This window comes from Mesorhizobium sp. M1A.F.Ca.ET.072.01.1.1 (assembly GCF_004023325.1).
GTDB lineage: Bacteria > Pseudomonadota > Alphaproteobacteria > Rhizobiales > Rhizobiaceae > Mesorhizobium.
Window position 1 is genome coordinate 1 of sequence record NZ_RZSF01000102.1, and the last position, 19,523, is coordinate 19,523.

A 19,523-nucleotide genomic window follows, 5' to 3' on the forward strand; every position below is an offset into this window, starting at 1 on the left:
GTGCATGCGGCGGCGAGCAGGGCCGGAGTCTCCGGGTCGCCGAGGTCGGCCGCCAGGAAAGCGGACGGCGCCCCCATCGCCGACAGTTCCGCCGCGACCGCTTCGCCGCGCTGCCGGTTGCGGCCGGTGATCAGCAAAGCTTCGGCGCCGGAACGGGCGGCCGTCCAGGCAATCGCGCGGCCGATGCCTTGGGTCGAACCGGTGATCAACAAGACCTTGCCGTCGAGCCGAACCTCCATTCCTCCTCCCGGAACAAAGTTTCTATTTTCTCGAATATGGAACGGCAGTTCCTTGCAGTCAACTGCGCCGATCAGCCTGTCCGCCGCGCGACGACGCCGTGGACCAAAGCCATGCCGACGGCGAGCGAAGCGGCGAGCGAGCGGAAGCCTGCGAAGTCCTGTTCCACCACTTCCAGCCAGGTGTCGGAGAGTTTCACCAGCGGTGAGAAGGTGCTGTCGGTGATGGCGACGATGCGTGCTCCGCGATCATGGGCGAGGGCGACCAGGTCTGGCGTGATCGAGTTGTAAGGGCTGAAGGAAACGGCGAGCACCGCGTCGCACTGGCTTATGCAGCCGACCTGATCGAGCGCGGTCGAGCCGACATTGTCGACCAACACGTTGCGCACGCCCTGCTGCGACAGCGTCAGCGACAGATAGGTGGTGACCGGGAAAGCGCGCTTGCTGCCGATCACGTAGATCAGCTCGGCTCCCGCCAGCAGGTCGGCCATCTTCTCGAAGCTGTCGGTGTCGAAACCATTGCCGATGCGGTTGAGAGAAGCCTGCGAGGCGCCGACCATGCCGTTGAGGAAATGCAAGTCGGCGTGGGGTTCGGCTGCTGCCGGTTCCTTGTTGTCGCGCGTGCGTCCTTCCGGCCAGGAGCCTTTCAAATGGTCCTTGAACAGGCCCTGGAAGTCGGAAAAGCCGGCATAGCCGAAGATCTGCGCGAAGCGTACCAGCGTCGAGGGCTGCACGCCTGCCTGCGCCGCCACCTGGGCGATGGTGCCGAGCGCAACGTCGCTCGGATGCTGCCATAGGAAGATGGCGACCTGGCGCATCCTTTTCGGGAAATGCACGGTGCCGGAAGAGAGCACCGCGCGCAGCTCCTCATAGGTTTGTGGTTTCGTGTAGCCAAGTGCCGCCAGCGAACGGCCGCGTTTGCGGGGAACGCTCTCGCCGGGTGAGGTTCGTGCGCCGCTCATAAGATGGGCCGGATTTGAGCTGTTGTACGTGAGGCGACCCGAACTTGCGGTGAAGATTGCCAATTGTCGACGTTTGGAGAAAGGGGACAATTCAAAACCTGAAGCGATTGTCTTCCTTCCATCGCCTCGACAAGCCGGCGGGTAGCCATGCGACGCTTCACCATTCGAACCCTCCTCCACCGGTTCGCATAAGGCTAGTGCGGCACGATCATTTTACAAAACAAAATTTGGAAAAGCTGTTCGAAATTGGCGAGGCGCCTCCTATAGTCCCTGCGCTGGAGGCATCCGGGAGGACTCGAACCATGGTCTACGCAACCGCTGACGGAACCTTACGCAAGCGCCTGACGGTCGGCATGGTCGGCGGCGGTCGCAACGCCTTCATCGGCGCGGTTCATCGGTTGGCCATGCGGCTCGACGACCAGATCGCGCTGGTGGCGGGTGCGCTGTCCTCGGATGCCGAAAACGCCGCGGCATCCGCCGCCGAGATCGGCATCGCGCCGGAGCGCAGCTATGCCGACTACCATGCGATGGCAAAGGCCGAAGCGGCGCGGACGGACGGCATCGAGGCGGTGGTCATCGTCACGCCCAACCATCTGCATGCGCCGATCGCCACTGCTTTCCTAGAAGCCGGCATCGACGTCATCTGCGACAAGCCGCTGTCGACGACGCTTGCCGAGGCTGAGGCGTTGGTGGCGCTGGCGAAAGCCAAGAAGCGCCGCTTCCTCGTCACATTGAACAACACCGGTTACGCCATGGCGCGGCAGGCGCGCGAAATGGTGGCAGCGGGCGAACTCGGCCGCATCCTGTCCGTGCACGGTGCCTACATCCAGGACTGGCTGACGCAGCCGATCGACGCGCAAGGCCAGAAGCAGGCCGAATGGCGCACCGACCCTGCGCGCGCCGGGCAATCGGCGGTGCTTGCCGACATCGGCGTGCACGCCTTCAACCTGGCGAGCTTCATCTCCGGCTTCGAGGCTGACGCCGTATCGGCGGACCTTTTCACCGCCGTGCCAGGTCGTCGCCTCGACGACAACGCGCATGTCCTGGTGCGCTGGACCGGCGGGGCGCGCGGCACCATCCTCGCCAGCCAGACTTCGCCCGGCCACTACAACGATCTCTCGGTGCGCATCTATGGCGACCGGGCCGGGCTCGAATGGTCGGGCACGCGGCCGGAGGAACTGCGCTTCGCGCCGTATGGCGAGGAGGCACGCACGCTGGTGCGCGGCGGCCACGGCTCGACGGCGGAAGCCCGGCGCGTCTCGCGCATGCCTGCAGCGCATCCCGAGGGCTATATCGAGGCCTTCGCCAATTTCTACCGTGATGCCGCCGACATCATCCGCGCGCATCGAGCGGGCACTGCGGTCGATGTTGCGCGCGCGGCGCAGGTACCGGACGTCGTCGACGGCGCTCGTGGTGTGAAGTTCGTGGCGGCGGCAGTGGAGTCGAACGCGGCTGGAGGAGCCTGGACGCCGGCGCGGTTTGAATAGACGCCGGCTTGGTGCTTTGAATCGTTCAATCCGCTTTACAATGCGCGGCGGCGCGACCGGCCGACGTGTCGCGAATCAGTCGAGCGCCCGATGGCGGCCTCATCGATCCTGCACCGATATGGCTTCGTCGCCCCTGCACCGAGCGTACCCGAGTGCTTGGGAGGCACGTCGTTCTCATCCGGATTGGGAACGGGTTCCTCGTCCGGCAGCCTCTCCGGATCCGGTTCGCGCATCGGCTTTGGGTCGGGAAACGGCGGCGGCGTGGGGACCGGCGTTGGCGTCGGGTCGGGAGTGGGGAGAATAGCCATAAGGTGGTCCCTCGTTGCGCTGGCGGAGCAGTCCGCGAGATGCGGTTTGGGCAACCGGTATCTGCCCGACCAGAACATGATGGGTAGAGCCGCCTCATCCGACGCTTCATCGACACCTGATCACCGGCGGCTGACGCATGGCAGAACGGCCTCGACCGGGGATGGTTCCACAGCCATCCCGCCGCGTTTCGGCGGGGTCGAACACGAATGACGATCAAATGATTTCCCGTCGCCCATTTCGCCCTTGCCGGCGCCATGCAGCGCCTTAGTTCCGTTTGCGGGGCGGGTGATCATCTGCCGACATAGGAGGCGGCCTTGAAGCACCAAACCGTAGACCAACTCAATGCCGTTGCCGACGTTCATGCTGAAGCAGCGGTTCTCATCGCCAGTCGTGGCCAACGCCTCGAGCGCTGGGCGCAACTTCTCGAGCAGGATCCCGGCCGGCGCCTTATGGCGCTTGCGGGCACCGAATACGCCACACCCGACGTGCGCGAAAAGATGCGTTCCACCGGATCGCCGATTACTGTCGCCTTCGAAGACCCGATCTTTCGTGCTCAGGGCCTGAAGGACGACACCTACGGCGAAGCAAAGCGCTTCTTCGAACTCAGCGACTGGCAACTGCACGAGGTCGTCTGCCATTGCCATGTCGGCGCCAATCTGCCGGCACGCTGGGCGGCGTCCCGCGTTCGCGCGGCCATCTCTCCAGGCTCGGGCATTCTTGCCTGGCTGAGATCGGTGTTCATGCACTAAGACGACTGCCGCGGTTCGAAGAACCGCGGCAGGTTCAATCCTTATCGGAGACGGAGGGGAGTTGTTTGTTGTCCCCAGCCGTCGGTAGCTAGAGCGATTCACCGTTTTGCGAGAACGTCGAACCGCTCTATCTTTTTGCTTTCGCTCATTCGGCTGTTGATGCAATTCCCCGCGCGAAGTTTGGGACTGTGTCTGGAATTGCTCTTAGGGCTGCCCGCGCCGCGCCTCCGCTCAGCGATCGATCTCTCCGAACACGATATCCAGCGATCCGATGATGGCCGCGACATCGGCGATCATGTGCCCGCGCGACAGGAAGTCCATCGCCTGAAGGTGGGCGAAAGACGGCGCACGTATCTTGCAGCGGTACGGAACATTGCTGCCGTCAGAGACAAGATAGACGCCGAATTCGCCTTTGGGCGCCTCCACCGCGGCGTAGACCTCGCCCTGCGGCACATGAAGCCCTTCGGTGTACAGCTTGAAATGGTGGATCGTCGCCTCCATGGAACGCTTCATGATGGCGCGCGGCGGCGGCGTGATCTTCTGGTTCGGTACGGCGACCGGGCCGTGCCCGTCGGGCAAGCGCAGCTTCTCCAGACATTGCCTCATGATCCTAACCGACTGCCGCATCTCCTCCATGCGCACGAGATAGCGGTCGTAGCAGTCGCCGTGCTTGCCGACCGGAATGTCGAAATCCATTTCGGGATAGCATTCATAGGGTTGCGCCTTGCGCAGATCCCAGGCCGCGCCCGAGCCGCGCACCATCGGGCCGGAGAAACCCCATGCCCAAGCATCGTCCTGTCCGATCACACCGACGTCGACATTGCGCTGCTTGAAGATACGGTTTTCGGTCAGGAGTTCATCGAGATTGCTCAATGTTCCCAGGAAGGGATCACAGAAATTGCAGATGTCGTCGAGCAACTCTCCCGGCAGATCCTGATGCACGCCGCCGATCCTGAAATAGTTGGCATGCATGCGCGCGCCCGACGCGCGCTCATAAAAGACCATCAGCTTCTCCCGCTCGGCGAAGCCCCAGAGCGGCGGCGTCAGCGCGCCAATATCCATCGCCTGCGTGGTGACGTTGAGCAGGTGCGACAACAGCCGGCCGATCTCGCAAAACAGGACGCGGATAAGCTGTCCGCGCCGGGGAACCGATATTTCGAGCAGCTTCTCGGCGGCGAGGCAGAAGGCATGCTCCTGGTTCATCGGCGCCACATAGTCGAGCCGGTCGAAATAGGGCAGGGCCTGCAGATAGTTCTTGTATTCGATCAGCTTCTCGGTGCCGCGGTGGAGCAGGCCGATGTGCGGATCGGCGCGGTCGACGATCTCGCCGTCGAGTTCCAGCACCAGCCTGAGCACGCCATGCGCCGAGGGATGCTGCGGTCCGAAGTTGAGCGTGAAGTTGCGAATTGCGGTTTCGGCCATGGCGGCCTCTTCGCGGACTCTGGTTTTGTTTGGCCGCTGCAGTCGGGTCAACGGCCCGCGGCGCCGCCGATCATGTCGTGGTCTGGATGATCAGCGTCAGCGTGCCGTCGCCATCGATGTTGGCCGCGACGACCTGCGAGGAATTCAGCCCGTTCGCATGCAGCACCGATACCGCCTCGGGCGAGGCATCGATCGATTTCTGCAGCTTGGCCAGGTCCGTGGCGGTTGTCCTGGTGACCACGGCTTCGGCCTGGACCTTGATCTCCGCGGGCAGGTCCTCCATCGCCACCACCACGACGTTGGTAACGGTCTGGCCGGAACTTCCCGGATCGGGTTGCGCCTGGTCGAGCCGAGGTTGTTCAGCCGGGGGCAGAACCTGGGGCGGTTGCGGATCGGCGTGTTGAGCCGAGACCGGCTGCGCCAGGGCAAGGGTCGAAAGAGCGAGCATCATCGTCACCGTCCGCATCGTCTTTCCTTCCATGTATCGAAGTCTGACGACACAACCCCTCCGCCCGGCGATGGTTCCGGCCCAAGAGGGCAAGTGACGGTGAATGTTGGCGGTCGACGGCTGGATATTTCACACAGCCGAAACTGACAGCGCAGCAGCCTGCAGGCGTTCGAACGCGGCAAAGCGCCTGTCGTGGCAGGCAGCGAGCGCCGCGTTTGGCGAATAGACCTCGCCCACCTCCGACATCGCCGCCATGGCCGCGGGAAGGTCGGAGTGGCGCCCGGCGGCGACCGCGCCGAGCATCGCTGAGCCGAGGAGCACCGGCTCGGGGGACGTTGGCGCGTAGACCACCTTGCCGGTGGAGTCGGCGATGAGCTGCCGCACGAGCGGGCTCTGCCCTGCGCCGCCGCTGATGGCGATGGTGTCGATCTTGATGCCGCGGCCATGCATGGCCGCCAGGATCTGGCGGGCGCCATAGCCGAGGCCGCAGAGGCCGGCGACATAGAGCGCGACGAGACTGTCGGCTCCAGTCGCCATGTCCAAGCCGGCGATCAGTCCGCGCGCGTCGGGATTGGCCAAGGGGGCACGATTGCCTAGAAATTCGGGAACGACATGCAAGCCGCCGACCAGTCTGTCCGCCTTCGCCGCACCGCCATGCCGCACCGCCTCCTGCGCCAGCCACTGGCTGAGGTTCTGGCCGCCTCGCGCCGCAATCCCTGCTAGCTCGACGGCGGCGGGGTGCATGCCGACCAGGCGATCGATGGCGGCGCCCGCGGCCGACTGGCCGCCTTCGTTCAGCCACAGCCCGGGCACCATGGCGGAGAAATAAGGCCCCCACACGCCCGGCACGAAAGCCGCCTGCTCGGTCGTCGTCATGGTGCAGGCCGAGGTGCCGAAGACATAGGCCATGCGCGTGGTCACATCGCCGGCGCCGCCGCGCGCGCCGACCGAGCCGATGCCGCCGGCATGGGCATCGATCATGCCGGCGGCGACCGGCGTTCCGGGCAAAAGGCCAAGCTCGGCCGCCGCCTCGCTCGTCAAGCCGTTGGGGAGCGCGCTCCCCGGCGCCACGACCTCGGTGCCGATCCGGGCAAATTCCTCATCCGCGAGCGCGCCGAGCCCGACCTTGCGAAAATAGGCATCGTCCCAGCGTGCCTCATGCGCGAGATAGGTCCATTTGCAAGTCACCGTGCAGGTCGAGCGGGACAGGCTGCCGGTCGCGCGCCAGGTGAGGAAATCGGCGAGATCCATGAACTGCCATGCCGCGGCGAAGGTCCGCGGCATGTTCTCGGCGAGCCATAAGAGCTTCGGGGTTTCCATCTCGGGCGACATGGTGCCGCCGACATAGCGCAGCACGTCCTCGCCGGTGCCGTTGATCCTGCGCGCCTGCTCGGTGGCGCGGTGGTCCATCCAGACGATGATGTTGCGCTCGCGATCCCCTGACGGGCTGACCGTCAGCGGCTCGCCACCCGGCCCTAGAACGACAAGCGAGCAGGTGGCGTCGAAGCCGATGCCATGCACCGACTGCGCCGGGATGCCGGCAAGCGACACCGCCTCGCGAACGGTCGTAGAAACGGCGCGCCAGATGTCATTGCTCGATTGCTCGACGATATGGCCTTCGGCATGCCAGGTGGCGATGTCGGCCTTGGCGGACGCAAGCATGGCGCCCGCTTCGTCGAAGACGCCCGCGCGGGCACTGCCGGTTCCGATGTCGATGCCGATGAAATGACTGCTCATGACTTCAGATCCTTCGCCCGATCCGTTCGGTTGCTATAGGCCATTGCTTTGCCGCAGGATGACAAGGGTCGCGGATGGTGATGTCACCTTCGTTTCCCTATCGGTGTTGCCGTTCCGGCCAGCGGCGCAGGCAAGCTTTACCTTGCCGGTCACGTTTGCCCATGCCAACTCGATGCCGTTGCTTGTCGTGCCGGCTGGCTAGGCCGCTTTCGCCAGGTTGATGTTGTGCAGTGTCAGCCGCCGGAAATGCGAGGGCGTCATGCCCTTTTCGGCGAGAAACTGCCGGTTGAAGTTGGAAAGGGTGTTGTAGCCGACCTCGAAGCAAATGCTGGTGATCGAAGCCTGCTCGTCGCTCATCAGCATCTGGCAGGCCAGGTTGATGCGCAGCCGCTTCACATACTGAACCAGCGTCATACCGGTGTGCTGGCGGAAGGAGCGGGAGAACACACTGGGCGACTGGCCGGCGATGGCGGCTAGGTCCGTCTCGCTGAAGGGCTGGGTCAGGTTCTCGCGCAGATAGGCAAGCGCCTTGTTGATGCCTGCCGACATATAGCCCGACGGATCGGGCAGGTAGCTCGCGCTGGCCAGCATGCGCGCGCCTTCGGCGCGGCTGAGCAGACCCATTATCATCATGAACAGCTCAATGCGGCGCACGCCTTGCGAATTCATGATCTCTTCCATCAGCGGGCCAAGCTGCTTGCTGGTCTGGCGGCTGAACAGCACGCCGCGGCGCGAGGCTTCGAGCACCGGCGTCAGCGCCGCGAGCTCGGGGAAGGTGTTGATGACGCCGTCGATAAAGCCCTCATTGAACTGAATGATGCGGCAGCGGAGCGGCACCGTCGCGTCCTTCGGCACATCGCTCACCCAGTTGTGCGGCAGGTTGGGGCCGGTCAGCACCAGATTGCCCGGCTCGAACTCGCCGATGAAGTCGCCGACGAAATAGCGGCCGCGGGTGGCGACGATGAGATGCAGTTCGTATTCCGGATGGAAATGCCAGCGCACCGTGCGGAACGGGTAACCGTGCGACCAGGCAGTGAAAGACTCGCCCGGCCTGATCTGCACAACTTCAAGATCGGGTTTCATCGCTGCTCCTCCCGTATTGAAGCCAAGGCGCGTCCCCTCTACGACGCGCCGTCCGGTTTCGGCCTCATGTCAGCCAAGCTATCGAGCCGACAAGATCTTCGCCACCATGTTCGCGCCACTCCATTGGTACTTTTTTGACTATTCTGAGCCTCCACGGCGCTGAGCGGCGCCTCAAACGACGCCGCGTTCCTCGCTCCTTATGCGGAAGGCATCGACGGCGATCGCAAGCAGGATCATCGCGCCGCCGATCATCTGAATGTAATAGGCCGAGACGTTGATGAGCTGCAGGCCGGTCTGGATGACGGTGATGAGCAGCGTGCCGCCGAGCATGCCGATGACGCGGCCGCGGCCGCCGAACAGCGAGACGCCGCCGATGACGGGTGCTGCCACGGCATAGAGCAGCGTCGTGCTGCCGACGGTCACGCTGACGCCGCCGAGATAGGAGGTGTAGAGGAAGCCGGCCACTCCAGCGAGGAAGCCGGAAGCGCTGAAGGCGCCAAGCCTCGCGCGCTTGACGTTGATGCCTGCGGCATTCGCCGCCCGGCGGTTGCCGCCGGTGGCATAGAGGTTGCGACCCCAGGCCGAATAAGCAAGCACGACATGCGCCAGGAGATAGGCGACGAAGAGGGCGATCGGCATTACCGGCCAGCTGCCGATGGTGGCGCTGCCTATGTAGCTGTAGCCTTCATCGGTCACCACCATGGTGCGGGCTTGGGTGGCGCCGAGCACCGCGCCTTGAAGAAAAAGCCCCATGGCCAGCGTCGCGATCAGCGAATTCATGCGCAAATAGGCGACGAAGTAGCCGTTGAGCAGACCGACGAGCACCCCGGCAACGATGGTGATGAGCACGGCCAGCGTCCAGTGGACGCCGAACTGCTGCATGGCATAGGCGCCGACCATGCTCGAGAAGACCAGATTGCCGACCACCGAGAGATCGATCTCGCCGATCAGAAGCGTGAAGGAGACCGCAAGCACCAGCACGCCCAGCGTGGTCGCCTGCACCAGCACGTTCTGCAGATTGCCTTCCGAAAGGAAGAAGGGATTGAGGAAGCCGGCGAGGATGCTGAACACGATGATCAGGATCCAGACCACATTGTCGAGAAGGAATTTCTTGCTGGTCATGTCCGATACTGCCCCTGTCATCGCGCCGCTCTCGCTTCGGCGATCGCATCGATGGTGATCTCGGCGCCGCGCAGCATCCGCGCGATCCGACCCTTGGAGAAGATCACCACGCGGTCGACGAGGCGCTGCATCTCTTCCGGGTCCTGCGCGAGCAGAAGCACGCTAACGCCCTCCTTCGTCGCATCGTCGATCAGGCGGTGGATCTGCTCCTTGGCGGCGACATCGACGCCGACGGTCGGTTCGTCGAGCAGAAGCAATCTCGGCTTGCGTTCCAGCAGCCGGCCAAGCAGCACCTTCTGCTGGTTGCCGCCAGACAACTCGCCGATCTCCTGGGCGCCGCTGCCCATGACGATCTCCATGGCGCCGCGCGCCTCGCGCATGCGGCGGTTCATGCCGGCGCCGCTCACCAGCCAGCCGAGCGATAGCGGCCAATTGCCGAGATTAAGGTTCTCGGTCACCGACATCGAGCCGACCAGGCCTTCGCCGATGCGGTCATGGGTGAGGTAGGCAATGCCCGAGCCGAGGCTCTGCCCCGGCGAGCCGAGACGCGCTTCCCGGCCATCGATCAGGACGGCACCGGCCTCGACGGGCAGCAGGCCGCCCAGCGCCCGCATCAATTCCTGCGGCCCTTCGCCGAGCAGGCCGACGAGGCCGACGATCTCGCCGTGGCCGATCGCAAGATCGACCGGGCCGCCGCCGGAAAAGGATAGCCCGCTGAGCTCGATGGCCGCGCCATGATCCTTGCGGGCGCGGTGGAATTCGGCGACGTCGGCGCCGGTGATGACGCGCGCCATGGCCTCGGCCGAAAGCTCCGCCGCTTTGCCGCTGGCGGTCACCTTGCCGTCGCGCAGCACCGTGTATTCCGAACAGAGCTGGCGCACCTCGTCGTTGTGGTGCGAAATGTAGATGAAAGACGTGCCGCGTTGGGTGAGGCTCTCGACCCATTCCAGCAGATGCAGCCGCTCGGCCGCCGCAAGGCCTGCGGTCGGCTCGTCGAGGATGATCAGCGAGGCTTCGGCCGCGACCGCCTTGATGATGGCGAGCCTGCGCCTGTCGCTGGCGCCGAGGTCGCCGGCGCGCCGCCTCGGGTCGACCGGCATGCCATGGCTTTCGAGCTGGCGCGCCGCCAGGCGGCGGAGCGCGGGCCAGTCGGTCAGGCCGTAGCGTCTCGGCAGATCCGGCAGCAGAAGGTTCTCGCCGATCGAAAGGTCTTCGAAGATCTCCGAATGCTGCGACAGAAGGTGGAGTCCGCGCTTCTTGCGCGCCGTCAACGGCAGGGCCGACACGTCCTCCCCATTCAACAGGATGGTGCCACTGTCGAGACGCAACAGCCCGGCGATGATGTTGGACAGCGTCGATTTGCCAGCGCCGTTCTTGCCGAGCAGGCCATGGATCGCGCCCCGCGACACGCTCAGCGAGACGCCGTCCAACACCGCAAGCGGGCCGAAGCGCTTGAAGACATTGTCGACGGTCAGAACAGCGTTGGCGCCGTCCTGCGCAAGACTATCGGGCACGATCGTGCCGTCGGCGTTGACCATTGGGATAACCGGCAATCTCGAAATGAGGTGAGAACGCGATGGGCGCGTTCTCACCCGCCTCGTCGGCTGCGATCTCAGCCGGCGTTCTGCTGCATCTTCCACACCTGGGTCACGACATTGGCCCAGTGGCGCGGGTCGTCGGCATTTTCCTTGGTGAGGAAGTAGGGCGGGATGGTGAGCAGCGGGCCGGACGGGCTGTCGGCGATCGTGCCCTTCTCCCAAAAATACTTCTTGTTTTCGTAAGGTCCGATCGGAACCGGCTTCCCTTTCAGCGTGTACTCTTCCAGCAGGTCAACGACGATCTCGACATAGGCGATCGGGTCCTGCGCAATGTCGGCGTCGATCTCACCCGCCTTCACCCACTCCAGCGCATTCGGCGAGGCATCGATGCTGGTCAGGATGATGTGCTTCTCATGGCCGACCGGGAACAGCCGTTTCTGCGTTTCGAGTGCCTTGCGGGCATCAACGACGAAGATGTCGGTCGGCATGTGGATGGCGTCGAGGTCCGGCCGCTCGCGCAGCGTCGCCGAGACCACGGCGAGCGCCTGCTCATGCTGGTTGTTCTGCGGCCGCGAGATGATCTCGATGTCGGGATATTTGCTCTTAAGCGTGTCCTCGAAACCGTCTTTGCGGTCGCGCAGCGCCACGGCGGTCAGCGAGCCGTAATTGTTGAGCACGCTGCCCTTCGGCGAGCCGTGCTTCTTGGTGAGCAGCTCGGCGGTCTTCTCCGCCGCCATGACGCCCGACTGCTTGTTGTCGAAGGTCACCGAAGCGGCTACCTCTCCGCCGGTAAGCACGGTGTCGACCATGCCGAGCGGCACGCCGAGCGACTTCGCCTTCTTGCTCAGTGGGATGAGCAGCTCCGAATCCAGCGCGTCGGAAATGAGGTAGCGCGGCTTCTGCAAGAGCAGGCTGTTCCAGTCGTTGACCTGCGCGTTGGCATCGCCATTGGCGTCCTTGCCGACGAATTCCAGGCCGAGGCCTTCGACCTTGCGCTTCAGCGCCTCCTGCAGCACGACGAAGAAGAAGAAGCCGAGATAGCCGGTCTCCCAGGCCACAACCTTGGAGGTCGTGCCCTGCGCCGCGGCGCGCTCGCCGCCCGCCAGCAACAGGCCGCCGGCAGTGGCTGCCGCGCCCTGCAAAAGCGCGCGGCGGTTCAATGTTAAGCTCTTGGTCTCGCAACCCATGTCTCGCTCCCTGAAATGGTTGGAATCTTTGCCGGTAGAGCTTTCCACCAAGCCCGCCCGGCGGGGCACTCAGCCCCAAACATCCCCCGGAACGTTTCCTCCACCGGACGATCTGATCAGGCTAGGCGCGCGCTATCCGGCCAGCCACCACGTTCCGGGGCGGGTGTTAGTACTTTTTTGATTCCGCTAGTGAAAGCCGAGGCCGCGATTACGACTGCGCTACAACATGCTCGACCTCCGGCGCGTTGCATTCGGAGTCAAAAATCTATGTGTCGCGGAAAGCGCAACCGGTAGCTCGCGCCGCAAGCCGCGACTATCTGTCTGGCGAGGGCCGCGCGGCGAAACCGAAGGGATGAAGAGAATGAAGCACTGGATCGGAACCTGGAGCGCAAGCCCAATGAACGTCTGGCCGGGAGACGCCGTGCTCTATGGCTTCCACCGGCAGACGGTACGCCAAGTCGTGCGCGTCAGCACCGGCGGTGAGAGGTTGCGATTGAGGCTGTCCAACGAATATGGCGCCTCGCCGATTCGTATCGGCGCCGCGACCGTCGCGCTTGCCGCGAAAGACGGCGCGGTCGGCGCCGGCAGCATCCGGCAGGTGACGTTCGGCGGCGAGACGCAGGCAGATCTGGCGCCCGGCGCGCCGCTTCTCGGCGATGTTGTGGACCTATCGGTTGCCGATCTCGGGCAGATCGCGATCAGCCTCTATTTCCCCGATTTCGCGCCGATCGAGACCTATCACTACGAGGCGCAGCAGACCGCCTACATTTCCGAAATCGGCGACTTCGCCGACGCAGCCGAACTGCCGGTGCAGCAGACCTCGACCAGCCGCTATTTCCTCAGCGCCGTGCTGGTCGAGAGCGGGCCGGACAGTGGCTCTCTGGTTTGTCTCGGCGATTCCATCACCGACGGCTTCGGCTCGACCGTCGACGGCAATGCGCGCTGGCCGGACCGGCTGGCGGAGCGGTTTGCGAAAAGCGGCCGGCTGTCAGGCATCGGCGTCCTCAACCAGGGGATCGGCGGCAACCGCGTGCTTGCCAGCCGCGCCCGCGGCGCCAACGCGCTCGCCCGCTTCGACCGCGACGTTCTGGGCTTTCCCAACGTCCGGTGGGTCTCGGTGCTGGAAGGCATCAACGACATCGGCTGGCCGGAAACCATGCTTGCCGGCCGTCAGGAGGCCGTCGCCGTCGAAAGCCTGATCGCGGCTTACCGGCAATTGATCGCACGCGCCCGCCTCAACGGCATCAAGGTGCTGCTTGGCACGCTGCCGCCCTTCGGTGGCGCCTTCGAAGGCCAGCCGCTCAGAACCTTCTACTCTCCTACCAAGGAGCGCGACCGCGAGGCGGTGAACGCCTGGATCAGGACATCGGGCGAAGCCGATGCCGTCGTCGATTTCGAGCGCGCGCTGGCCGATCCCGCCAACCCGTCGAGGCTGCTCGCCGCCTTCGATTGCGGCGACGGCCTGCATCCGTCCGACGACGGCTATGCCGAGATGGCCAGGCTGTTCGAGGAAGCTTTCGAGAGCTTGCTTCGCGGCCAATAGGATTACCTGGTTCTGCGAGTGGCGGCTGCTGCCCGCGCCGGCGCCTTCTGGATGTTGGCGGCGCCGCCCATGTCACCATTCTTGGTGCGACCCGCCCCGGTCGTGCTCCAATATCGGCGCCCGTCGTCGGGTGCAATTCGGCGAAAACACGGATGGCCAACCTCAGAACAGGACGACGAGCACTTAGCATAATGGAGCTGGCAGAAGAGCTCAGCTGTCCAGGAACAAACTGCAAGTCTTGCCGGTTTGGTGACCGAACTGATTGCGGTCACGAAAATGGTTGGACATGGAAGACATAATAATGAGCAGGTTGCGCAGCTACTGAGGCGCCAGTTTTCCAGTGAGATAATGAGGCGCCATCTGCGTGCACTTCCGCTGTTTCGGACCGAGAGATGGCTCCCTGACCGGCTTGCCGGGTTGATGGAGGTTTTAAAGCGAAGTGAGGGTCGAGGACGACGGCGTTGATTCTTGCTTCTGGCCTGAAGCGTCGACGTCAGGCTGGACGCAAAGGTCGTCTTTCGATCCCAATGGAGAAGAGATGGTGAGCAATGCGGCCGCTCGATAAGGCGTTGCTTGGGGCTGTGGCAGGCGTCGCGGCGACCATGGCGATGACAGCAACGATGAGGCGCCTGCACGCAGTCCTGCCCGACGACGAGCGCTATCCGCTTCCGCCTCGCGAGATCGTCGACCGCACTTTTCCAGCTGTTGACGAGCGCGAAGCACGTTCAAGAACACTGCTTGCGCATTTCGGGTTTGGCGGTCTCACCGGTGCTTTCTTTGCCCTGCTGCCCACCACTGGAGGGAGCGGGATCGCCTACGGCTTATGCATCTGGGCGCTGAGCTATCTCGGTTGGATTCCCGCCGCCCGCATTCTGACCCCGGCGCACCGTCACCCCATCAGGAGAAACATGCTGATGATTGCAGCTCATGTCGTTTGGGGCCTGACGCTTTCGAGATCACTGAGAGAAATGGAACGCGCCGCCATCGAGGCGTTCGACTCCTCCGGCAACCGGCCAACAGGGCGCGACCAGCAAGCCGAGAGGAGAAGCCGGTGACCGGGCGGCGCGTTCTGCGGAACGATCCGACCCTTCGGCCCGCCGCGCTGTCTTGTCCGGCGGGACATCGGCAATGAAGGTTCTCGTAACGGGATCGAACGGTCTCATCGGCACAGCGGTGTGCGCGCGTTTGGTCGCGTCAGGGCACGAGGTCGTGCGGGCCTCACGACGCCGACCAAGCCGGGCGGGGGAGGCGGGAACGGTCGCCATCGATATGGCGAAGGCGCTCGCCCCCGAGAACTGGGGCAGTGCTCTTCAAGGCGTTGACGTGGTGGTGAATTGTGCCGGTGTTCTGCAGGACAGCGCCAGCGAAAATACGACAGGGGTTCATGCATTGGGCCCAGCGGCGCTGTTTCGTGCCTGCCAGCAAGCCGGGGTGCGCCGGGTCATCCACTTTTCCGCTATCGGCGTCGATCGTGAGCAACCCTCGGCCTTCTCCGCCAGCAAATATGCCGGCGAGGAGGCCTTGATGACGCTCGACTTGGATTGGGTCGTGCTGAGACCCTCCGTCGTTCTGGGCCGCCCCGTTTTTGGAGCGAGCGCCCTGTTTCGCGGCCTTGCCGCGCTTCCTCTGCTGCCCTCCATGCCCGGCTCCGGCCGTCTGCAGGTGGTTCAACTTGAGGACGTGGTCGAAACGGTGGCGTTTTTCCTCAGCCCTGACAGCCCGTCACGGATCGCTCTCGACCTTGCTGGTCCGGACGCCTTCGCCATGGAGGAGGTAGTCGCGCATTACCGCAGGTGGCTTGGATGGGACGAGGCTCGCGTCCTGGCTCTCCCGAGATGGGCGGCGCGTCTACTTTATCGGCTGGGTGACGCCGTCAGTGTGCTGGGATGGCGCCCTCCCATGCGCACCAACGCCGCCCTTGAGATCAGCCGGGGAGCAACGGGTGATCCCGGACCCTGGAAGGCGACAACCGGGATCGAGCCGCGAGGTCTCCCGACAGCACTCGCCGCAAACCCAGCCACGGTGCAGGACAGATGGTTTGCCGGCCTTTACTTCATCAAACCCGCGATCTTCACGGTGCTGCCGTTCTTCTGGATCATGACCGGAATCATATCCCTGACAACCGGATGGCAGAGCGGTGTCCAACTCCTGATCGGTACCGCTGTGAGCGCGCTGGCGGCGCCGTTGGTCATCGCCGGCGCGCTGGCCGACCTGGTCATCGGCGTTCTCATCGCGCTTCGCAAAACCGCGCGCGTTGGGCTCTGGGGAGCGATCGGCGTATGCGTTTTTTATGCATTGGCCGGCACGCTCCTGCGGCCCGATCTGTGGAATGAACCGCTCGGCCCGCTGATGAAGATCCTGCCGATCGTTCTTCTGCACTTCGTCGCATTGGCGATCCTGGAGGAGCGCTGATGCTCTACTTCGGTCTCAAATATCTCCATATCGTGGGCGCGGCGGTTCTGCTGGGGACGGGCGCTGGCATCGCCTTCTTCATGCTGCTTGCACACCGGACCGGCAACCCGGCTACCGTGGCCGCGGTCGCGCGCATTGTCGTGATTGCCGATTTCCTGTTCACGGCAACGGCAGTTGTGGCGCAACCGATCACCGGCGTCGCGCTTGCCTGGCTCGTCGGCTATTCGCTCTGGGACGGCTGGATCGCGCTGTCGATCCTTCTCTACGTCGTGACCGGTGTTTTTTGGCTTCCCGTGGTCTGGATGCAGATGGAGATGCGCGATCTTGCCCTGGCGGCGGCGAAAGCCGGCCAGTTGCTTCCGCCGCGCTATCACCGGCTTTTCCGGCTCTGGTTCGTCTTCGGCTTTCCGGCCTTCGGCGCGGTCGCCGCTATCTTATGGCTGATGATCACCCGCCCGGCCATCGAATGGTTCGGGACCGGCTGATGCCGACGGGCCGAGCGAACTCATCTGAGCTACGCCGGGAGGAGAGGCGCCGGCTCTGATTTCCCGTGCATGGACAAGAACGACTACACCAGTGCGATCGGCATGTAGCGGATAACCACCTTCTCCTGTCGAAACCACCGCTCGAGTGCGGTCCGGCGTTCACGCCAGTCGATGAGATCGACCTCGTTGGCCATGACTTCGAAGATCACAATCTTGTCGGCGTTGGACTCGGCACCCTTTTTCCACAAACCGTCGGCAGGCGCCTGAAGGTAAGCAGTAACGCCTTCGAAGCGACTCGCCAGTTCTTCCTTCACGCGGTCGAAATCTTCTTGAGCGAAAGGCTGGCCGTTGTTGTCCGAGCAGGGGAGCAGGATCTGAACAAGATGCATCACAATTCACCGGTGAAAACTAGCACTTGGTATCGTCAAGATAGTTATGCATGTCGGTGGCTGCGATCGAGGCGTGGCCGAATGCGACAGCAATCTGATTGATTTCGTTGACCACATCGCCAGCGGCATACAGGCCTGGCACGACCGTGCGCTGATGCGCATCCACGACAAGATTTCCAAGCTCGTCGCATGTCGCCCCGAGATCTAGGCCAAGTTGCGACCTTATCGTGCATCCCATGGCTGGATAGACGGTATCGAATGAGGATGCTGTTCCGTTGGAGAGTCGAATGGTGGCCTGCTCTCCCGAGGGTCGGAGTGAATGAGGGATGCAGGGCTCGAGCTGGATTCCAGCTTCGTGGATCAGTCGGCCGGCATCTGCATCAATTTCACTCGAAGCATCGGTCGTCAGTACGGTGACGTCGCGAGTGTAGGTCCGCATGAACAATGCCTTCTTCACCGCCTCTTCCGCCGGGCCCAGGACTGCGACGCGCTTATCGATCACCTCATAGCCGTCACAGATCGGACAGAGGCGCAAGGTGCCGGCTCTGATCATATCGTCTGCCGAAGGCGTCTCTGGAAGCTTATCGACAATGCCAGTAGCCAGGAGCGCCGCGCGGGAACGAATGGCTGTCGAACCGATCGCAATAAAATCCGTTCCGTCGCGGCCAATCTCGTGGATTACATCGTGCCTAAGATCGGCTCCGCTCTGCAAAGCCTGCTGCCGCAGCCGGTTCAGCAGGTCGGCGCCGGCTATGCCGTCGGGGAAGCCGGGACAGTTGCGGGTAATCGGAATGAGCTTCGCGCGGCTTTGACCGGAATCGACAACGACGACCCGGCGGCGAAAGCGCCCGAGATACGTCGCTGCTGCCAAGCCGGCCGGACCGCCACCGATAACCAAGCAGTCAATTCGTTCCCACTGACAGACGCTATCGTCTTTGATCACCAAAGAACTCCCGGGAGGTGATGCAGAGCTATTGCAAGCGGCTCGTGCCCGGCAAACAAACTTGTCTGTTGGTGACTAAGACCAGGGGCGTGCGCGACTGCTTCCCGGTTCTCATAAGAATGAGGCCGACACAGATGCCGCTCGTGCGGATGGCCGCGTTTCCTTCCGAACGGACAGAAACGAGGGCGCAAAATCCGGCCTCGACCGCGTGCACCGGTAAGCGCGGGATCAGTTGTTTTGTTATAGGCGACCATCTGCCCCAACCGCGCCCTTGCCTATTGGTTCCGCCGTGCATTCGCGTTGCGCGCCGATCCGTTGTCTCGCCAGACGCTGACGACGTTCGGCTGCCTTCACGTGCCGCAGGCCGCCGTTCTCGCCGGACCGGACGGTGCAAAAGTTCGCTTTTGTGGATCAAAGTAGCCCGGCCTGCCGGGCGGGGTTGGGGGCTTGACATACAGGCCGGGCCCTTACCCCGCGTAGCGGGGCAGAGTTCCATTATGCGCCGCGCTTGCGGCAACCGACATTAACATTTTCTAAGACTTGAAAAGCCCGTCGCAGCCAATGAGCGTAAGCGACGGGCTTTTGTGCTGCCGAGACGGCTACGTCCCAACGGGAAACGACCGCTCCCATAACAAGTCATGGCCGCGCAATCAGTTCCAATCTTGGACAGCCCACCGAGGAACGTCACGACACGAGCGACGTTCCGGTAAATGGCAATCGACGATGATATCGAAATGGCCAGGCGGCATGTTCACGAAGGCGAGCGGCACCTTCGCCGTCAGCACGAGCTGGTTGCCGACCTCAGCGATCAGGGATTGCCGACCGATGACGCCCTGCGCTTCCTCCAGCTGCTTGAAGACATGCAGGCGATGCATCGGCAGCACTTGTCGCGGCTGCTGCGCAGAGCCGAAAATGGCTAGGAGGATTCCTGCCTTGTCGGGCCGGACCATGGGTGTCTGCACTTGATCTGGTGACAGGTCATGATCTGCCATGAGTGCGCCGGCCGAGACGATCGGAATCTGCAATTCAGCAAAACACTGTAACGCCGACAAGCGCAGGGACTGGACGCCCTGCCTCCAAATGCTCCGACTATTCGCTCGTCCTTTGGGGCAACCTGCACCAGCTGCAAAAGCCCTAGCACGATCAGCGCCAAGACTGTGCCAAGAATTGCGATCTGCCAGAACCCGAGACCCACTGCCAATCCAATGGCACCGGCCAGCCACATTCCCGCGCCGGTCGTCAGCCCCTGAACCTCCCCTTTGGAGAAGAATATTAGCCCCGCAGCCAGGAATGCGACGCCGGCAGTTGTGGCTTCGATCAGGCGGATGGGGTCAATGGCTATCTCCTGGCCATCGAAGACGGGGAGATGGGTGATTTCGATGGCCAGTATGGCGATCAAGGCGGTTGCCAGACAGATCAGGATATGCGTCCTCAGCCCGGCCGGCCGGTTACGCCATTCGCGCTCCATGCC

Annotated in this window: 19 protein-coding genes; 6 read left to right on the forward strand and 13 right to left on the reverse strand. The window is 63.5% G+C overall.

Going from position 1 to position 19,523, the window contains the following annotated elements:
* Positions 1-239 (reverse strand): SDR family NAD(P)-dependent oxidoreductase (locus EOA32_RS16105; RefSeq protein WP_128372280.1); only part of this gene is annotated, 239 nt, incomplete at its 3' end.
* Between the two features lie 71 nt (positions 240-310).
* On the reverse strand, positions 311-1,198 hold the full coding sequence (locus EOA32_RS16110; RefSeq protein ID WP_095830807.1) for a MurR/RpiR family transcriptional regulator: 888 nt from the start codon (positions 1,196-1,198) through the stop codon (positions 311-313).
* Positions 1,199-1,500: 302 nt separating this feature from the next.
* Between EOA32_RS16110 and EOA32_RS16115 the strand changes: the two genes are divergently transcribed.
* Positions 1,501-2,685, forward strand: coding sequence for a Gfo/Idh/MocA family oxidoreductase (locus EOA32_RS16115; protein ID WP_128372281.1), 1,185 nt, complete (start codon positions 1,501-1,503; stop codon positions 2,683-2,685).
* Between the two features lie 623 nt (positions 2,686-3,308).
* On the forward strand, positions 3,309-3,743 hold the full coding sequence (locus EOA32_RS16125) for a hypothetical protein (protein WP_067003930.1): 435 nt from the start codon (positions 3,309-3,311) through the stop codon (positions 3,741-3,743).
* A 231-nt stretch (positions 3,744-3,974) separates the two neighbouring features.
* Here EOA32_RS16125 and EOA32_RS16130 read toward each other — a convergent pair whose 3' ends face one another.
* From EOA32_RS16130 to EOA32_RS16160, 7 genes are all read right to left on the reverse strand, one after another.
* Positions 3,975-5,165 carry an NADH-quinone oxidoreductase subunit D gene (locus tag EOA32_RS16130; protein WP_128372283.1) on the reverse strand — a complete coding sequence of 397 codons (1,191 nt, stop codon included), beginning with the start codon at positions 5,163-5,165 and terminating at the stop codon, positions 3,975-3,977.
* Positions 5,166-5,235: 70 nt separating this feature from the next.
* On the reverse strand, positions 5,236-5,631 hold the full coding sequence (locus EOA32_RS16135) for a hypothetical protein (RefSeq protein WP_128372284.1): 396 nt from the start codon (positions 5,629-5,631) through the stop codon (positions 5,236-5,238).
* Between the two features lie 111 nt (positions 5,632-5,742).
* Positions 5,743-7,350, reverse strand: a complete 1,608-nt coding sequence (locus EOA32_RS16140) for an FGGY-family carbohydrate kinase (RefSeq protein ID WP_128372285.1) — start codon at positions 7,348-7,350, stop codon at positions 5,743-5,745.
* 198 nt (positions 7,351-7,548) lie between these two features.
* A complete protein-coding gene (locus EOA32_RS16145) occupies positions 7,549-8,433 on the reverse strand; it encodes an AraC family transcriptional regulator (RefSeq protein WP_095778782.1) in 885 nt (294 codons plus the stop codon).
* A 171-nt stretch (positions 8,434-8,604) separates the two neighbouring features.
* The gene (locus tag EOA32_RS16150; RefSeq protein WP_164747628.1) at positions 8,605-9,555 is read right to left on the reverse strand and encodes an ABC transporter permease; all 951 of its coding nucleotides are present in this window, start codon (positions 9,553-9,555) and stop codon (positions 8,605-8,607) included.
* A gap of 17 nt (positions 9,556-9,572) precedes the next feature.
* Complete coding sequence (locus tag EOA32_RS16155) at positions 9,573-11,093, reverse strand: sugar ABC transporter ATP-binding protein (protein WP_128372286.1); 1,521 nt, start codon at positions 11,091-11,093, stop codon at positions 9,573-9,575.
* A 74-nt stretch (positions 11,094-11,167) separates the two neighbouring features.
* Positions 11,168-12,280 (reverse strand): sugar ABC transporter substrate-binding protein, encoded by a 1,113-nt coding sequence (locus EOA32_RS16160; RefSeq protein WP_095823464.1) that lies wholly within the window; start codon positions 12,278-12,280, stop codon positions 11,168-11,170.
* A 361-nt stretch (positions 12,281-12,641) separates the two neighbouring features.
* On the opposite strand from EOA32_RS16160, the gene EOA32_RS16165 reads away from it, so the two are divergent.
* The 4 genes from EOA32_RS16165 (at position 12,642) to EOA32_RS16185 (ending at position 16,720) form a co-directional block, all read left to right on the forward strand.
* On the forward strand, positions 12,642-13,823 hold the full coding sequence (locus EOA32_RS16165) for an SGNH/GDSL hydrolase family protein (protein ID WP_189407162.1): 1,182 nt from the start codon (positions 12,642-12,644) through the stop codon (positions 13,821-13,823).
* A gap of 548 nt (positions 13,824-14,371) precedes the next feature.
* Positions 14,372-14,878, forward strand: a complete 507-nt coding sequence (locus EOA32_RS16175; protein ID WP_128372288.1) for a hypothetical protein — start codon at positions 14,372-14,374, stop codon at positions 14,876-14,878.
* A 73-nt stretch (positions 14,879-14,951) separates the two neighbouring features.
* Entirely contained in the window at positions 14,952-16,235 is a 1,284-nt protein-coding gene (locus EOA32_RS16180) for an SDR family oxidoreductase (protein ID WP_128372289.1), read from the forward strand.
* Positions 16,235-16,720, forward strand: a complete 486-nt coding sequence (locus tag EOA32_RS16185; RefSeq protein ID WP_095783489.1) for a DUF2269 family protein — start codon at positions 16,235-16,237, stop codon at positions 16,718-16,720. Before EOA32_RS16180 ends, EOA32_RS16185 begins: the two co-directional genes overlap by 1 nt.
* A gap of 83 nt (positions 16,721-16,803) precedes the next feature.
* Here EOA32_RS16185 and EOA32_RS16190 read toward each other — a convergent pair whose 3' ends face one another.
* The 4 genes from EOA32_RS16190 to EOA32_RS16205 all read right to left on the reverse strand — a co-directional run.
* A complete protein-coding gene (locus EOA32_RS16190; protein ID WP_127213980.1) occupies positions 16,804-17,109 on the reverse strand; it encodes a hypothetical protein in 306 nt (101 codons plus the stop codon).
* Positions 17,110-17,128: 19 nt separating this feature from the next.
* On the reverse strand, positions 17,129-18,052 hold the full coding sequence (locus EOA32_RS16195) for an NAD(P)/FAD-dependent oxidoreductase (RefSeq protein WP_245499296.1): 924 nt from the start codon (positions 18,050-18,052) through the stop codon (positions 17,129-17,131).
* A 650-nt stretch (positions 18,053-18,702) separates the two neighbouring features.
* A complete protein-coding gene (locus EOA32_RS16200; protein WP_128372290.1) occupies positions 18,703-19,002 on the reverse strand; it encodes a hypothetical protein in 300 nt (99 codons plus the stop codon).
* A partial coding sequence (locus EOA32_RS16205; RefSeq protein WP_145971305.1) for an MgtC/SapB family protein occupies positions 18,969-19,523 on the reverse strand: 555 nt, incomplete at its 5' end. The genes EOA32_RS16205 and EOA32_RS16200, both read right to left, overlap by 34 nt.

Bases quoted from the DNA above. Each gene is read 5' to 3' on its own strand.
- EOA32_RS16115 (WP_128372281.1), top strand. From the start codon at position 1,501: ATGGTCTACGCAACCGCTGACGGAACCTTACGCAAGCGCCTGACGGTC.
- EOA32_RS16200 (WP_128372290.1), bottom strand. From the start codon at position 19,002: ATGGTCCGGCCCGACAAGGCAGGAATCCTCCTAGCCATTTTCGGCTCT.
- EOA32_RS16190 (WP_127213980.1), bottom strand. From the start codon at position 17,109: ATGCATCTTGTTCAGATCCTGCTCCCCTGCTCGGACAACAACGGCCAG.
- EOA32_RS16145 (WP_095778782.1), bottom strand. From the start codon at position 8,433: ATGAAACCCGATCTTGAAGTTGTGCAGATCAGGCCGGGCGAGTCTTTC.
- EOA32_RS16140 (WP_128372285.1), bottom strand. From the start codon at position 7,350: ATGAGCAGTCATTTCATCGGCATCGACATCGGAACCGGCAGTGCCCGC.
- EOA32_RS16110 (WP_095830807.1), bottom strand. From the start codon at position 1,198: ATGAGCGGCGCACGAACCTCACCCGGCGAGAGCGTTCCCCGCAAACGC.
- EOA32_RS16180 (WP_128372289.1), top strand. From the start codon at position 14,952: ATGAAGGTTCTCGTAACGGGATCGAACGGTCTCATCGGCACAGCGGTG.
- EOA32_RS16130 (WP_128372283.1), bottom strand. From the start codon at position 5,165: ATGGCCGAAACCGCAATTCGCAACTTCACGCTCAACTTCGGACCGCAG.
- EOA32_RS16165 (WP_189407162.1), top strand. From the start codon at position 12,642: ATGAAGCACTGGATCGGAACCTGGAGCGCAAGCCCAATGAACGTCTGG.
- EOA32_RS16160 (WP_095823464.1), bottom strand. From the start codon at position 12,280: ATGGGTTGCGAGACCAAGAGCTTAACATTGAACCGCCGCGCGCTTTTG.
- EOA32_RS16175 (WP_128372288.1), top strand. From the start codon at position 14,372: ATGCGGCCGCTCGATAAGGCGTTGCTTGGGGCTGTGGCAGGCGTCGCG.
- EOA32_RS16155 (WP_128372286.1), bottom strand. From the start codon at position 11,093: ATGGTCAACGCCGACGGCACGATCGTGCCCGATAGTCTTGCGCAGGAC.
- EOA32_RS16135 (WP_128372284.1), bottom strand. From the start codon at position 5,631: ATGCGGACGGTGACGATGATGCTCGCTCTTTCGACCCTTGCCCTGGCG.
- EOA32_RS16150 (WP_164747628.1), bottom strand. From the start codon at position 9,555: ATGACCAGCAAGAAATTCCTTCTCGACAATGTGGTCTGGATCCTGATC.
- EOA32_RS16185 (WP_095783489.1), top strand. From the start codon at position 16,235: ATGCTCTACTTCGGTCTCAAATATCTCCATATCGTGGGCGCGGCGGTT.